At 73.4% G+C, this 14,240-nt stretch carries 11 protein-coding genes; 6 read left to right on the forward strand and 5 right to left on the reverse strand.

Annotated elements, in window-relative coordinates; genetic code table 11:
• Positions 1-204 precede the first annotated feature (204 nt).
• The 4 genes from ACH4MY_RS33585 to ACH4MY_RS33600 all read left to right on the forward strand — a co-directional run bounded on the left by ACH4MY_RS33585 (position 205) and on the right by ACH4MY_RS33600 (position 4,422).
• Positions 205-660, forward strand: coding sequence for an RrF2 family transcriptional regulator (locus tag ACH4MY_RS33585; protein ID WP_398007969.1), 456 nt, complete (start codon positions 205-207; stop codon positions 658-660).
• 158 nt (positions 661-818) lie between these two features.
• Positions 819-2,186 carry an acyl-CoA dehydrogenase gene (locus tag ACH4MY_RS33590; protein ID WP_398007971.1) on the forward strand — a complete coding sequence of 456 codons (1,368 nt, stop codon included), beginning with the start codon at positions 819-821 and terminating at the stop codon, positions 2,184-2,186.
• A 173-nt stretch (positions 2,187-2,359) separates the two neighbouring features.
• Entirely contained in the window at positions 2,360-3,232 is an 873-nt protein-coding gene (locus ACH4MY_RS33595) for a universal stress protein (RefSeq protein ID WP_398007972.1), read from the forward strand.
• A gap of 152 nt (positions 3,233-3,384) precedes the next feature.
• The gene (locus tag ACH4MY_RS33600; protein WP_398007973.1) at positions 3,385-4,422 is read left to right on the forward strand and encodes a CAP domain-containing protein; all 1,038 of its coding nucleotides are present in this window, start codon (positions 3,385-3,387) and stop codon (positions 4,420-4,422) included.
• A 22-nt stretch (positions 4,423-4,444) separates the two neighbouring features.
• On the opposite strand, the gene ACH4MY_RS33605 is transcribed toward ACH4MY_RS33600, so the two are convergent.
• The 5 genes from ACH4MY_RS33605 to ACH4MY_RS33625 all read right to left on the reverse strand — a co-directional run bounded on the left by ACH4MY_RS33605 (position 4,445) and on the right by ACH4MY_RS33625 (position 11,917).
• On the reverse strand, positions 4,445-5,902 hold the full coding sequence (locus tag ACH4MY_RS33605; RefSeq protein WP_398007975.1) for a sigma-70 family RNA polymerase sigma factor: 1,458 nt from the start codon (positions 5,900-5,902) through the stop codon (positions 4,445-4,447).
• A gap of 181 nt (positions 5,903-6,083) precedes the next feature.
• Positions 6,084-6,374: a hypothetical protein gene (locus tag ACH4MY_RS33610; protein ID WP_189831175.1), complete on the reverse strand. Its 291-nt coding sequence runs from the start codon at positions 6,372-6,374 to the stop codon at positions 6,084-6,086.
• A 95-nt stretch (positions 6,375-6,469) separates the two neighbouring features.
• Positions 6,470-8,689 (reverse strand): NADP-dependent isocitrate dehydrogenase, encoded by a 2,220-nt coding sequence (locus ACH4MY_RS33615; protein WP_398007977.1) that lies wholly within the window; start codon positions 8,687-8,689, stop codon positions 6,470-6,472.
• 44 nt (positions 8,690-8,733) lie between these two features.
• Positions 8,734-9,807, reverse strand: a complete 1,074-nt coding sequence (locus ACH4MY_RS33620; RefSeq protein ID WP_398007979.1) for a phosphatase PAP2 family protein — start codon at positions 9,805-9,807, stop codon at positions 8,734-8,736.
• 268 nt (positions 9,808-10,075) lie between these two features.
• Positions 10,076-11,917: a glycoside hydrolase family 15 protein gene (locus tag ACH4MY_RS33625; RefSeq protein WP_398007980.1), complete on the reverse strand. Its 1,842-nt coding sequence runs from the start codon at positions 11,915-11,917 to the stop codon at positions 10,076-10,078.
• A gap of 205 nt (positions 11,918-12,122) precedes the next feature.
• Between ACH4MY_RS33625 and ACH4MY_RS33630 the strand changes: the two genes are divergently transcribed.
• On the forward strand, positions 12,123-12,929 hold the full coding sequence (locus ACH4MY_RS33630) for a glycosyltransferase family 2 protein (protein ID WP_398007982.1): 807 nt from the start codon (positions 12,123-12,125) through the stop codon (positions 12,927-12,929).
• Positions 12,930-13,486: 557 nt separating this feature from the next.
• Positions 13,487-14,236 (forward strand): glycosyltransferase, encoded by a 750-nt coding sequence (locus ACH4MY_RS33635; protein WP_398007984.1) that lies wholly within the window; start codon positions 13,487-13,489, stop codon positions 14,234-14,236.
• Positions 14,237-14,240: the final 4 nt, after the last annotated feature.

Raw genomic sequence — 14,240 nt, forward strand, 5'->3', positions numbered from 1 at the left:
ATCTCACCGGCGCACGGGTCATCCCACGCCCACACCCGGCCTCGCCTCCGTCCCCGCGCCCCGCCCTCGCCTCCGTCCCCGCGTCAGCCCGGGCCCCGTCCCCGCCCTCGCCCCCCAGGGCGCGGATCGCCGATCGCCGGCCCGCCGCACGGATCACCCCACGGGTGCACGGATCCGGTCACGCGCGTACGGAATAATGCGCGCATGCGCATTTCAGCCAGGGCCGACTACGCGGTGCGTGCCGCCCTCCAGCTCGCCGCCGCCCAGGACGCCGGGCCGCTGAAGGCCGAGGCCATCGCCGAGGACCAGGGCATCTCGCACAAGTTCCTCGAGGGCATCCTCGGGGACATGCGCAAGGGCGGCCTGGTGCAGAGCCAGCGGGGCGGCAACGGCGGCTACTGGCTGGCACGTCCGGCGGAGTCGATCTCGGTGGCGGACGTCATCCGCTGCGTGGAGGGCCCGTTGGTCTCTGTGCGCGGGGAGCGCCCGCCGGACCTGTCGTACACCGGCCCGGCCGAGTCGCTGCTCACGCTGTGGATCGCGCTCCGCGCCGGTGTCCGCGAGGTGCTCGGGGTCTCGCTCGCGGAGGTGGCGGCGGCCCGGCTGCCGGACGGGATCGTCGCGCTCGCGGACGACCCGGAGGCCTGGACCAACCCGTGATCGACGGGGCCAATCGCCCCCTGCCTGCGTCGACTTGACATCGTCTCACTTGACAAGACGACCCTGTCCACCCTTCGGACGCCTCTTGGGGCGACGCGGTCACCTCTGCCACTATCCCTACTATTCCAGTGGGGATACTAGGAATCATGTGAGGTGACGTGAGTACGCCGAGGAAATCGCCGAAGAGACCCGCGATACGCACCACCTCCGCACCGGACTCCCGGCCCGCCGGAAGGCCGGGCGGCAGCCCCGTCGACCGGCCCGCCGACGACGAGCTGTGGCCCCGCGTCACCCGTGAACTCGCCGACGACCTCGCCGTCGACGCCCTCACCAGGGACCGGGCCGGCAAAGCGCCGTTCGACGAGGTCGCCCGGCTGCAGGAGGCCGGGCTCCCCGCCCTGCTCACCGCACCGGGACCGAACCGGCGGGGCGCCGACTGGCGGGCCGCGTGTGCGGTCGTACGGGAGATCTCCGCCGCCGACAGTTCCGTGGGCGAACTCCTCGCCCATCACTACGCGCTCTCCTGGAGCAGCCGCTTCTTCGGCCCCGCGCGGGAGCCGGAGGTCACGCCGACGGCCGCCCTCCCGCTCGATGTCCGCACCGCCGAGGAACACTGGCTGCTCGCCGGCGGCGTCGAACCACCGCGCAACGAGGCCGAACCCGGCCTCACCCTCACCCCCGCCGATTCCGGCGGCGGATGGTTCCTCGACGGGAGCCGCACCTTCGCCTCCGCCGTGACCGTGGCCGACCGGCTCGTGGTCGGAGCCCGCCCCGGCGGCACCGGCGACCTGCTGGTCGTCCTCGTGGACCCGGCGCGGCCCGGGGTCTACACCGACGCCGGGACGGAGCGCGTAGGACAGCGGCTCGCCGGAGCGGGCACCGTCACCTTCGACCGGGTCCCGGTGCCGCCCGAGGACATCCTGGGCACGCTCCCCCACGACGAGCACGCCGCCGCCCCCTTCGCCACCCTCGCCCCGCTCGCCCTGCGGCTGCTGCTGGTCCAGGTCGGGCTCGGCATCGCCGAGGGAGCGCTCGCCGAGGCCCGCGACATCAGCCGCGCGGACCAGGCCGGACCGGCCCCGGCCGGTCGCGCGGGAGGAGCCCTGACGCCGGGCGGCTCCGGTGCGGGCGGCGCCGGGGACGATCCGTACCTTCTCCTCGCCTACGGGGAGCTGGCGACGGCCGCGCACGCCGCCGCCGCGGTGGTGGAGCGGGCGACGGACGCCCTGACCCGCGGTCTGCTCGCCACGTGGTCGCTGGGCGTGGAGGAACGGGCCGACATCGCCGTCCTGGTGGCGGCGGCCGAGACGGTCACAGGCCGGGCGGCCGTCCACATCACCACCCGCATCCTCGAACTCGTCGACGGGACGGCGGGCGCCGACACCCGGGGCGGCGGCCCGGGCTTCGACCGCTTCTGGCGCAACGCCCGCGCGCTCACCGCCCCCACGCAGTCGGCCCACCGGCTCCGTGACATCGGGGACCACTACCTCAACGGCACCCACGCACGGCTCACGCTGCTCGCCTGACGCGCAGCTGTCCACGGGCCGACGCTCGCGGCGCGCCACGCGGACGTAGGGCCGGACGGACCGGCATGTCGGGACGTCCGGCCCTCTCGCCGGGCGGCCGATGGGCCCAAGCTGGGAGGAGAGGGGTCCGGCCGCCCGGCGGACCCCGACACCGCACCCACGGAGGCAGCCTGATGAGTCGTGAGATCGTCGCAGGAGTGGACGGCTCCCCGGAGAGCGTCGCCGCGGCCGACTGGGCCGCGCGCGAGGCCCTTCACCGGGGGCTTCCGCTACGGCTCGCGCACGCGTGGCGCTGGGAACCGATCGACCTCCCCCTCGTCCAGGACCGCGCGTCCCAGGAGCACGTCGCGGAGGCCGTCCTGCGCGAGGCGGAGACCACGATCGCCGGCCGCTACCCCGGCGTGGCGCTCACGGCCGAGGTGCTCCGCGACACGCCGGTCGCCGCGCTGCTCGGCACCGAGGAGCGGGCCGAGATGCTCGTCATCGGCTCGCGCGGCCACGGGGCCGTGACCGGCTTCCTGCTCGGCTCGTACGGCCAGCAGATCATCGCAGCCGCCACCCGCCCCGTGGTGGCCGTCCGCTCCCGCGACGGCGACCCGGCCGAACCGCCCACCGGACACGTGCTCGTCGGACAGCTCGGCGACCCGGAGGACAGCGCCGCCACCCTCGGCTTCGCCTTCGAGACCGCCGCCGCGCGCGGAGCCTCGGTGCGGGCCGTGCGCGCCTGGAGTCTGCCGCCGCTCTACGCGTACAGCCCGGCCTCGATGCGGCTCGCCGACGAGGCCGGCGGGCTCGTGCCGTACGAGGAGAAGGCGCTGCGGGAGGCCCTCGCGCCCTGGCGCGAGCGCTACCCGGACGTGCCGGTCACCGAGCACGTGGAGCTGGGCAGCGCCGGTCAGGTGCTGCTCTCCGCCTCGGGGGCCGCCCAGCTCCTGGTGGTGGGCCGGCGGGCCGGGCGGGGGGCTCTCGGATCGCGCATCGGTTCCGTCGCGCACGCGGCGCTGCACCTCGCGCCCTGTCCGGTGGCGGTCGTCCCGCAGGGCTGAAAGGGTTCGATGTGCGTTGACGCATCGCGTTGACGCGCCATGTTGACGAGGAGTGTCGGGGTGGCCGGGGCCGGACAGTGATATCGCCGTCGCCCCGGTGGCTCTCCCCAGCGCCGGACCGTCCGGCGATCACGGCGAGAGAGCGGAGCTCCATGCGGCACCAGGACCGTCCCGGTCACCCCGAGAACCCCGAGCACGCCGTCCACCCGGACGGTTCCGTACGGGACTTCGCCCAGGAACCCGTACGGGACGAAGACCCCGCGGTACGCGCGAGCGGCCGGCACCGCAGGGGCGGCGGGGCGCGCCGCCGCCGGCCGCGCCGTCCGACCTTCCGCACGGCCGTCACCGCCGCCGGGGCCGCTGCCGCGGTCCTGACGGTGGCCACGGGGGTGTACGTGGCGTCCTCCCCGGCGGCCGGTCCCACGACCGCCACCGCCCCGGCCGCTGCCGTCCGAGCCGCGGCCGCCGCCCCCTCGGACGGCGGAAGGAGCGCGCCCCCGAGTGAACCCGGCACCTCCGGATCGGCCCCCGCCACGACCACGTCCGTGCGGGAGACCGGCCCGAGCGCACCGCCCACGACCGCGACCACCCCCTCCCCTCGTACGGCCGGCGCGACACCGGCCCGCCCGACGCTCCCCGGTACACGGCAGGAGACGGGGCCGAAGGCGGAGTCGGAGCGCCGACGGGAACCACGCCCCGAACACTCCCAGGAACAAGGGCAGGGACAGGGGCAGGGACAGGGGCAGGAGCAAGGGCAGGGACAGCCGGGCCTGGCGCCCGGGGCGCCGTTGGCGGAGGACAGGGCCGAACGGTTCGTCCAGGAGGTCGTCGCTCTCGCCAACACCGAGAGGGAGAAGGCCGGTTGCGGACCCCTCCGCTCCGAGAGCCATCTGCGGACCGCCGCCCAGAACCACGCCGACGACATGTCCGCCCGGGACTACTACGAGCACGACAACCCGGAGGGCGACAACGCGGGCGACCGGATGAGCGGCGCCGGGTACACGTGGTCGACCTGGGGGGAGAACATCCACCGGGGACCGAAGACACCCGTCCGGGCGATGCAGGACTGGATGAACAGCCCCGGCCACCGGGCGAACATCCTCAACTGCTCCTTCAAGGACATCGGCGTCGGGGTGACCCTCACGTCCAACGGCCCCTGGTGGGTCCAGAACTTCGGCGTGAAGCGCTGAGCCCTGCCACCGAACTTCGTGATCAGGACGCGGGGGTGGCCAGTTTCTGGACCCAGATCGTGCCTCGGGGGCCGGGGGCCGAGGCCACGCCCGTGTCCCGGTAGCGGCAGTCGAGCATGTTCTCCTCGTGCATCGAGCCGTCCGTCCAGTCGTCGACGACGGACGCCGGGTCGGTCGCGCCCCGGTCCAGGTTCTCGGCCCAGGCGCTCCAGTCGTAGCCGGCGGCGGTGATCCGCGCGTCCGCGAACTCGCCCTCGGGGCTGGCGTGTCCGTAGTAGTCGCGGGCCACCATGTCACGGGCGTAGCCGCGGGCGGCCGCGGTGAGGCGGGGGTCGATGCGCAGCGGGGCGCAACCCGCCTTCGCCCGGAGGCGGTTGACGAGGCCGGTGACCCGCTCGTCCGCGGCGGGGGTCGGGGTGGGGCGCGGGGTGCGGCGGGGGGTGGGGGCCGTCGTCGTCGGGGTGAGGGTGGCGGCGGTGGCCGTGGGGGCCGGGGGTGTCGTCGCCGGGGCGGGGGTGGCCGGGGGCGCGGCGACGGGCCGTCCCGGCGCGAGACGCGCGTGCGGCTCCTGGGGGATGAGAAGGGCGACCGCTCCCAGGACGGCGACGGCCGCCGCTCCCGCGACCCCGACGCGTCGGAGGGGTGTCCAGCGGGAGACGGTCTGGAAGGCGACGGGGTCCGGGGTGTGGCCGTGTGTGGCCGCGATCGCGAGCGGGGGGACGAGGCCGATGCCGACGAGCAGGCCCTCGACGGGGGCGAGCCCGCTCCGGCCGGTCACGCGGGCGGTGCAGACGGTGCAGTTCCGCAGGTGGCGGGCGATCCGCTTGCGCCAGAGCGGGGAGGGTCGTCCGTCCCAGGCCGTGACGGTGTCGGCGAGCTCCGGGCAGAGGGGTACGGCGTCGAGGGCGCGGACGACGGCCCGGCCGGTTTCGAGGCGTTCCTTCATCCGCTGGATCCGGACGGCGGCGTGCTGCGGGGGAATCCCGCCGAGCCCCTCGGCCAGTTCGGCCCGGGTGAGTTCGCCCGCGGCCTCCAGCCACCACAGGGCCAGGAGTTCGCGGTCGTCCTCGTCGAGCCAGCGGGTCGCGCGGGCCACGTCCCGGCGCTGTCCGGAGAGGCCGAGGCGGAGGATGGTGACCTCGGTGAAGTCGCCGGCCGGGTCGGCGAGGTCCGTGGCCCGGTCGAGGCCGGGCACGGGTGCCTGCTGGCGTTCGCGCCAGCGGCGCCGTATGCCGTTCATGGCGATGGCGACGAGCCAGGACCGGAAGCGGGCCGGGTCCCGGAGACCGGACAGGCCGTCGAGGGCGCGGACCATCGTCTCCTGGACGATGTCGTCGGTGTCGGCATGGCCGTCGAGGGCCCGGCCGACGATGTTGTGGACGAGGGGCAGGTACGCGCGTACCAGTGCGTCCCTGGCCTGCGCGTCACCGGCCCTGGCCGCCTCCACCAGTGCGGTGGTGCGGCGCTCGTCGCTGTGCATGGATCTGCTCCCTCAATCCCTGTACGGAGTCCCCCGACGTTCGGAGACCCGTGGGCGCGGGAGGGATAACACTTATTCCGGTCGGTGTTCGGTCAACGGTGATCGCCGGCCGCTCAGTGGACGGCGGTGGACGGTCACCCGTCGCCGGTGACCGATGATCGGTGATGAACGCCCTCGGCGTCTACACCGGTGGTACCGGCAGGGTCGGGACCGTGGCCCCGTTCCCCTCCCGGACGGCTGCCACGACGGCGTCGTGCAGATCGCGGCTCTCCTCCTCCGACGCGCACGGAACGGGACTGCCCGACATGGTGAACCAGTCGGATGCGCCGCTGTACTGCACGGCCACGCGTGCCTCCGTCTCGGTCCAGGTCGTGTGCACGGTCACATCGCCCGTGACGACGCCTGCCTCGACGGTCAGCACCCCACCTCGCCCGGTGTAGACACCGGCGGTCGTCCAAGATGCCCAGCTCATCCATCCAGGTTCACACCCGAACGGCGTATGCGCCACCGACGGGACCGCCCCGGCCGGAGAAGTTCCGGCCGGGGCGGTACGCGGTGCGTGCCGGATCAGGCGAGGGACGCAACGGCCTCGTTGAACGTGGCGGACGGGCGCATCACGGCAGCGGCCTTGGCCGGGTCGGGCTGGTAGTAGCCACCGATCTCGGCCGGGGAGCCCTGGACGGCGACGAGCTCGTCGACGATCTTCTGCTCGTTGGCGGCGAGGTTCTCGGCCAGCGGGGCGAAGGCCTTGGCCAGCTCGGCGTCCTCGGTCTGGGCGGCCAGCTCCTGGGCCCAGTACAGGGCCAGGTAGAAGTGGCTGCCGCGGTTGTCGATACCACCGAGGCGACGGGTCGGCGACTTGTCCTCGTTGAGGAAGGTGCCGGTGGCGCGGTCGAGGGTGTCGGCGAGGACCTGGGCGCGGGAGTTGCCCGTGGACGTCGCGAGGTGCTCGAAGCTGGCGGCCAGGGCGAAGAACTCGCCGAGGCTGTCCCAGCGGAGGTAGTTCTCCTTGACGAGCTGCTGGACGTGCTTCGGGGCGGAGCCGCCGGCGCCGGTCTCGAAGAGGCCGCCGCCCGCCATCAGCGGGACGACCGACAGCATCTTGGCGCTGGTGCCCAGCTCCAGGATGGGGAAGAGGTCGGTCAGGTAGTCACGGAGGACGTTGCCGGTGACGGAGATGGTGTCCTCGCCGCGGCGGATGCGCTCCAGGGAGAACTTCGTCGCCTCGACCGGGGACAGGACCTTGATGTCCAGGCCCTCGGTGTCGTGCTGCGGGAGGTACTCGTTGACCTTGGCGATCAGGCGGGCGTCGTGCTCGCGGTTCTCGTCCAGCCAGAAGACGGCCGGGGCGCCGGTGGCGCGGGCGCGGGTGACGGCGAGCTTGACCCAGTCCTGGATGGGCAGGTCCTTGGTCTGGCAGGCGCGGAAGATGTCGCCCTCGGCGACCTCCTGCTCCAGGACGACGTTGCCCTCGGAGTCGACGAGGCGGACGGTGCCGGCCTGGGCGATCTCGAAGGTCTTGTCGTGGGAGCCGTACTCCTCGGCCTTCTGCGCCATGAGGCCGACGTTCGGGACGGAGCCCATGGTCGACGGGTCGAAGGCGCCGTTGGCGCGGCAGTCGTCGATGACGACCTGGTACACGCCGGAGTAGCTGTGGTCCGGGAGGACCGCGAGGGTGTCGGCCTCCTGGCCGTCCGGGCCCCACATGTGGCCGGAGGTGCGGATCATGGCCGGCATCGAGGCGTCGACGATGACGTCGGACGGCACGTGCAGGTTGGTGATGCCCTTGTCGGAGTCGACCATCGCCAGGGCGGGGCCCGCGGCGAGCTCGGCCTCGAAGGAGGCCTTGATCTCCGCGCCCTGCGGGAGGGAGTCCAGGCCCTTGAGGACGCCGCCGAGGCCGTCGTTCGGGGAGAGGCCGGCACCGGCGAGCACCTCGCCGTGCTTGGCGAAGGTCTCGGGGAAGAAGGCGCGCACGACGTGGCCGAAGACGATCGGGTCGGAGACCTTCATCATCGTGGCCTTGAGGTGCACGGAGAAGAGCACGTTCTCGGCCTTGGCGCGGGCGACCTGCTCGCTGAGGAAGGTACGCAGGGCGGCGGCGCGCATGACGGCGGCGTCGACGACCTCGCCGGCGATGACCTTCAGCGGCTCACGCAGCTCGCTGGTGGTGCCGTCCGCGGCGGTGAACTCGAAGCGGAGGGTGTCGTCCTTGGTGACGACGGCCGACTTCTCCGTGGAGGCGAAGTCGTTCTCGCTCATCGTGGCGACGTTCGTCTTGGACTCGGAGGTCCAGGCGCCCATGCGGTGCGGGTGGTTCTTGGCGTAGTTCTTCACCGAGCCGGGCGCGCGGCGGTCGGAGTTGCCCTCGCGCAGGACCGGGTTGACGGCCGAGCCCTTGATCTTGTCGTAACGGGCGCGGACGTCCTTGTCCTGGTCCGTCTTCGGGTCGTCCGGGTAGTCCGGGAGGGCGTAGCCCTGCGCCTGGAGCTCGGCGACCGCGGCCTTGAGCTGCGGGATGGACGCCGAGACGTTCGGCAGCTTGATGATGTTGGCGCCGGGCGTCTTGGCCAGGTCGCCGAGCTCGGAGAGGGCGTCGGCGATGCGCTGGCCCTCCTCCAGGAACTCGGGGAAGACGGCGATGATGCGGCCCGCGAGGGAGATGTCACGCGTCTCGACCGTGACGCCGGCCTGCGAGGCATACGCCTGGATCACGGGCAGGAACGAGTACGTCGCCAGGGCGGGCGCCTCGTCAGTGTGGGTGTAAATGATGGTCGAGTCAGTCACCAGGGTGCTCCGCTCCACGTCTGCGTATGCGAGATTGCTCGACATCAAGATATCTCGTGATCGAGGTCCTCGGTAAAGGGGCCCACGAGCTCGCTGTCCCCGGGCACCCCGGCGGCCTCGACGAAGGGTCCGCCGAGCCGGTACGGGGCGGGGGCGGCGTCCACGTCGACCCGGCGGAGCAGGCCGAGCAGAACCAGCCCGGCGGCGGCGACCACGCCCGCGGCGAGGGCCTGGCCGCAGCGGTGGGCGAGCCGGAGCTCGGCCGGGTCGTAGGGGGCGGCGGCGGGCAGGGCGAGGGTGTCGCCGAGGAGCCAGAGGCCAGCGCCGAGCCCGGTGACGGCGACGAGGGCGAGCGGCACGGTCGCCGGGAGGCCGCGCAGCACGGGCCCGCGGCGAGCACCGGGGCGCACCCTGCCCTTGCGGGCGAGGACGGTGAGGAGGCCGCAGTGGACGGCGAGGACCAGCAGCGCGGCGGCGATGACGTCGCCGGGCCGGTGCTGTCCGGCCGTGAGGGTGTACGCGCCCACGCCGACGGCCCAGAGGGTGGCGGCTCCGACCACGAGGCTGCGCAGCCGGTACGGGACGACGAGGGCCAGACCGAGGGCGACGCCGAGGGCGAGGGTGGTCTGGACGCTGGGGAAGCCGCTCGGGACGAGCGCTCCGCCGGTGTCGAGGAGGCGGGGGCGCGGTGCGTACCGCTGGAGCAGTCCGGTGAGGGCGAGTGCGGTGACCGTCGCGCCGGCGACCATGCCGGTGGCGGCGTACCGCTTGCGTATCAGGCCGACGACGACCAGCAGGACGCAGCCGAGGACCAGGGACAGGGTGGTGAGCCCGGCGAGCGAGGGGTGCTCGCGGAGCACGGTGACGGCGGCGGTGTCCGCCTGCCTGCCGGTCATGGCCGCGTCTCCCCAGCGGCGGCCGGTCGCGGTGAGTACGAGGCCCGCGTAGACGACCGTGAGGAGGAGCACGGCCCCGAGGCAGCCACGCCGGGTCCGGGTGCGGACGCGGGTGCTGAACGAGCCTGCGGCCTCGCCGGCCACGGCGGCGTACCACCAGGTGTCACCGGTCTGCAGCGGCCTCGGGGGGCCGCCCGCGCGGGGCCTGTCGTAGGAAGCCATGCCCCGATTCGACCCCAGGCGCGGCGGCCCCGCCCGCTGGACGCACCCGAACGACGCGCCGAGGGAACGAGACCCTGGCGGGTGTGACCTGCCTCGCCGGGAAAGCACGCACCGCCGGCGCACCCGGCCCGCCCGGCGGCCGGAGTGGCAGTGCGTCGGAGGAACACGTCCCCGCAGGGACTCCGTCGAGGGCCTCAGCGGTCCTGGGCGGGGCGCTGGGCCGGGATCACGAGGCCGTCGAGGAGGCTCGGTGCCGGGACTCGGCGCGTCACGCCACGGCGAGAGGACCGTTGCGCGTACGGTCGCGGCGGCGCGTGCCGTACAGCGTGAACGCCGTGTTCACCAGTGCGACATGACTGAGCGCCTGGGGCATGTTGCCGAGCTGACGGCCCGCCACCGGGTCCCACTCCTCGGCGAGGAGGCCGACGTCGTTGCGGATGTCGAGGACCCGCCGGAAGACGTTTCTGGCCTCGTCGGTGCGGCCGGTCATGGCGAGGGCGTCGGCGTACCAGAACGTGCAGGCGACGAAACTTCCCTCGGTGCCGCCGAGGTCGTCCAGCTCGTGCCTCCCGCCGTCCCGGACGTCGCCGTAGCGGCGCAGGAATCCGTGGTCGTCGAGCCGCGCCATCGCCCGTACGGTGCCGAGGACCCGGGGGTCGTCGGCGGGAAGGAAGCCGAGCCGGGGGATCAGCAGGGCCGTGGCGTCGACCTGGTGGCTTCCGTAGTACTGGGTGAAGGACTGCTGCTCCTCGCTCCAGCCCAGGGAACAGATCTCCGCGCGCAGTTCCCGGCGCAGGGCCTGCCAGCGCCGGAGGGTGCCCCGGAGTCCGGCCACCCGGGCGAGGCGGACGGCCCGGTCGGCGGCGACCCAGGCCATGACCTTGGAGTGGACGAAGTGGCGGCGCGGGCCCCGGACTTCCCAGATGCCCTCGTCCGGTTCCTGCCAGCGTTTGCCGAGGTACTCCAGGAGCGAGGCCACCAGCGCCCAGGCCGTCGCGTCGAGGGCGACCCCGGCCCGGACGGCCGAGTAGACGGTGTTGAGCACCTCGCCGTAGATGTCGAGCTGGAACTGGTCGACGGCCGCGTTGCCGAATCTGACGGGACGCGAGTTCTCGTATCCGGGAAGCCAGTCGGCGTCCGTCTCGGGAAGCCGGCGCTGCCCCTCGACCCCGTACAGCGGCTGGAGGTCGGCGGGGTCGCCGGCGACGGCGCGGACCAGCCAGTCGTTCCAGGCGAGCGCCTCTCGGCGGTAGCCGCCGCGCAGCAGGCAGGAGAGCGTGAAGGTGGAGTCGCGCAACCAGCAGAAGCGGTAGTCCCAGTTGCGCTGCCCGCCGATCGCCTCGGGGAGGGACGCGGTGGCCGCGGCGACGACTCCGCCGGTGGGGGCGTAGGTGAGGGCCTTGAGGGTGAGCAGCGAACGGATCACGGCCTCGCGCGCGGGGCCCTCGTAGCGGAGCGCGGCGGCCCAGTCGTTCCAGAAGGCGAGGGTACGGGTGAGGGCGGCGTCGATCTCCGCGGGCGAGGCGGCGGGAGGCACGGACTTGTGCGAGGGGCGCCAGCCGAGGACGAAAGCGACCCGCCGGCCCTCCGTGACGGTGAACGCGACGGTGGCGCGGTCCGGGGTGATGACGGGCTCGACGCCCGGGTCGCAGGAGAGGTAGGCGGCGTCGGGTCCGGCGACGGAGGCGACGGTGCGGCGGTCCACCGAACGGGTCCAGGGCACGATGCTGCCGTGGTGGAAGCGGACCCTCAACTCGCCCCGCATGTCGACGCGTCCGGCGATCCCCTCGACCACGCGGACGATCCGCGGGGCGTCCTCGCGCGGCGAGCGCGGCGGCATGAAGTCGGTGATCCTGACGGTTCCGTCGACGGACTCCCAGAGGGTGTCGAGGACGAGCGTGTCGCCCCGGTAACTCCTGCGGGAGCAGCGGACCTTGCCGACGGGGGCGAGAAGCCAGCGGCCGTGGCCCGGATCGCCGAGAAGGGCCGCGAGGCACGCGGGCGAGTCGAAGCGCGGCGCGCACCACCAGTCGACGGACCCGTCGGTCCCGACGAGCGCGGCGGTCTCCAGGTCACCGACGAGGGCATAGTCTTCAATTCGCCCTGCCATGACCGGATTGTATGCCTTGAGAGAGGCCGATGCAGAAGCGGCCGTGCAATCACCGGCTCGGATCGAAGGCCCGTCAGGACATTCACGGGCGATCCGGCCGGGAATCACTTCGCGGGCGCCCGCATATTCTTCCGCAATTCTTGACGGGATCATCCCGGCGAAGGATTCTGAAGAACGCGGGTCCGCCGTGCGGAAGGCCGTACCGATGAGTAGTGATTCACATCCCCTGCGCCGGTCGACCGACCACGCGCCCGGCTCCGGCACGCGGACGGTGAGCCTCGTCCTCACGGTCCGCCCCGGCGACGGGGACCCCGGACCGGCTCTCGACCTGCTCCTCGACCAAGTGCCGTCGAGCGTGGGAGACGTGGTCCTGATCGGCGGACCGACGGGTGGCCGCCGGGCGCGTACCGGACTCACGGTGCGCGAACTCGGGCCCTGGGACTCCACCCGCGGCGACATCCCGCACGCGGCGCTGCTCGCGGCGACCGGCGATCTGGTCGTGCTGATGAACGCCGACGGGAGCATGTCGCCGCACGAGATCCCGCACTATCTGCACTACCTGGAAAGCGGTTACGACTTCGTCAAGGGATCACGTTTCATCGCGGGCGGGGATTTCGCCGACTATCCGCTGTCGCGGCGGCTCGGACATCGTGCTCTGCTGCGCGTCGCGCGCAGGCTGTACGGCCAGCACCTGACTGATCTCTGGTACGGATTCTGCGCTTTCCGGCGCTCCTTCGTGGATCTTCTCGACCTGCGCGAGGACGGCGTCGAACTGGGTGCCGAACTCGTCACGCACGCTCTGCACTACGGCCTGCGGGTCGCCGAGGTGCCCAGCCTCGAACTGCCGCGCCGCCACGACCCGTCGCACCCCCGCACGATCCGTGACGGCGCGCGCATCCTCGGCACCCTGCTCGACGAGCGCCCGCACAACGTCCTGTGGCGGCTCGCACGGCGCCCGTTCCCGTCGCGCGGCACCCGGAACGCCCGAAGCACTCACAGCCCCTCCGGTTGACTAACCGCACCAAAGGGTGCTAACGCTGGAACAAGCACCATTTTCAGACAAAGTAGACCCTGAGCACACACACTCGGCAGGGTCGGTTGCCGGAAGAGGCTCGTCGTGACCTCCACCCCCACCAACCGAACGCCGGTGGCATCCGAACCGCATCCCCTGCGGCGGGTGACCGACTGGCCCCTCGCCGATGCCCGGCGCCGCTCGCTCCGCCGCCCCGCCCACCACCCGACCGCCCACCCGGCACGCCGGGCGTCCGACCGGGTCGTCGCCGCCGTCCCTCCGCCACGGAGCAGGACGTGCAGGCCACGCGGCGCGGCGCGCCGGCGGCGTGCTCGTACGGGCCACACCCGCACCGCGCGCCACAGTCGCGCCTCCGGCGGCCCAGCCGGGTCGTCCGAACCAGCCGGAGCCGGCTCGCCCCAACCCGCACCACCCGAAGGGCCCCCGGCCCCCTGTGACCGCTCGGCCCGTCCGCGCCCCACCCCCGTCCCCGCGCCGATCCCCCGCGCGCCCGCGCGCCCCGCGCCCCGCGCCTTCCCCCGAGGAGGCGAGGCGTGATGTCCGCGGCACGCGCGCACGCACCGCTCCCCCGCCGGCTCGTCCGTCCGCCGGTGGACCTGGAACTACTGATCCCCGCCTTCAACGAGCAGCGCCGGCTGCCGTCCACCGTGGCCGCCACGGTCGGCTTCCTGGCCGAGCGGCCCTGGTCGTCGGCGGTCGTCGTGGTCGACAACAACAGCGCCGACGGCACCCTCGACGTGCTGGAGCGCTTTGCCGACGCCCCCGTCCCCGTGCACGCCATCGGGTGCAGCGACCAGGGCAAGGGCGCGGCGGTCCGGCGCGGCATCGAGACCTCCTCCGCCCGCTTCATCGGCTTCGCCGACGCCGACAACGCCACCCCCGTCGAGACCCTCGACCGGGTGATGGAGCTGCTCGGGGCGGGGCACGGAGCGGTCATCGCCTCGCGCCACGCACCGGGCGCCCGGCTCGACGTGGAGCAGTCGGCGCTGCGGCGCGGCGGCGGCCTGCTGTTCCGTTCGCTCGCGCATCTGTCGCTGCCCGGGGTCGCCGACACCCAGTGCGGGTTCAAGTTCTTCTCCGGCCCGCTCGCCCGCGCGATCGTGCGCGACTGCCACATCGACGGCTTCGCCTTCGACGTGGAACTGCTCGCCCATGTCGTACGGGCCGGGCGGGACGTCGTGGAGGTGCCGGTGGTCTGGCACGACGTACCCGGATCGACGTTCTCGGCACGGCGCGACGGACTGCGCTCGATGGCCGATCTTCTGCGCATCTCGCTGGCCCGGTGATTCC

Source organism: Streptomyces sp. NPDC017246, from assembly GCF_044331325.1.
Taxonomy (GTDB): Bacteria; Actinomycetota; Actinomycetes; order Streptomycetales; family Streptomycetaceae; genus Streptomyces.

Coding starts and splice junctions, on each gene's coding strand:
- ACH4MY_RS33635 (WP_398007984.1), top strand. CDS start 13,487: ATGTCCGCGGCACGCGCGCACGCACCGCTCCCCCGCCGGCTCGTCCGT.
- ACH4MY_RS33585 (WP_398007969.1), top strand. CDS start 205: ATGCGCATTTCAGCCAGGGCCGACTACGCGGTGCGTGCCGCCCTCCAG.
- ACH4MY_RS33625 (WP_398007980.1), bottom strand. CDS start 11,917: ATGGCAGGGCGAATTGAAGACTATGCCCTCGTCGGTGACCTGGAGACC.
- ACH4MY_RS33600 (WP_398007973.1), top strand. CDS start 3,385: ATGCGGCACCAGGACCGTCCCGGTCACCCCGAGAACCCCGAGCACGCC.
- ACH4MY_RS33595 (WP_398007972.1), top strand. CDS start 2,360: ATGAGTCGTGAGATCGTCGCAGGAGTGGACGGCTCCCCGGAGAGCGTC.
- ACH4MY_RS33620 (WP_398007979.1), bottom strand. CDS start 9,807: ATGGCTTCCTACGACAGGCCCCGCGCGGGCGGCCCCCCGAGGCCGCTG.
- ACH4MY_RS33605 (WP_398007975.1), bottom strand. CDS start 5,902: ATGCACAGCGACGAGCGCCGCACCACCGCACTGGTGGAGGCGGCCAGG.
- ACH4MY_RS33630 (WP_398007982.1), top strand. CDS start 12,123: ATGAGTAGTGATTCACATCCCCTGCGCCGGTCGACCGACCACGCGCCC.
- ACH4MY_RS33610 (WP_189831175.1), bottom strand. CDS start 6,374: ATGAGCTGGGCATCTTGGACGACCGCCGGTGTCTACACCGGGCGAGGT.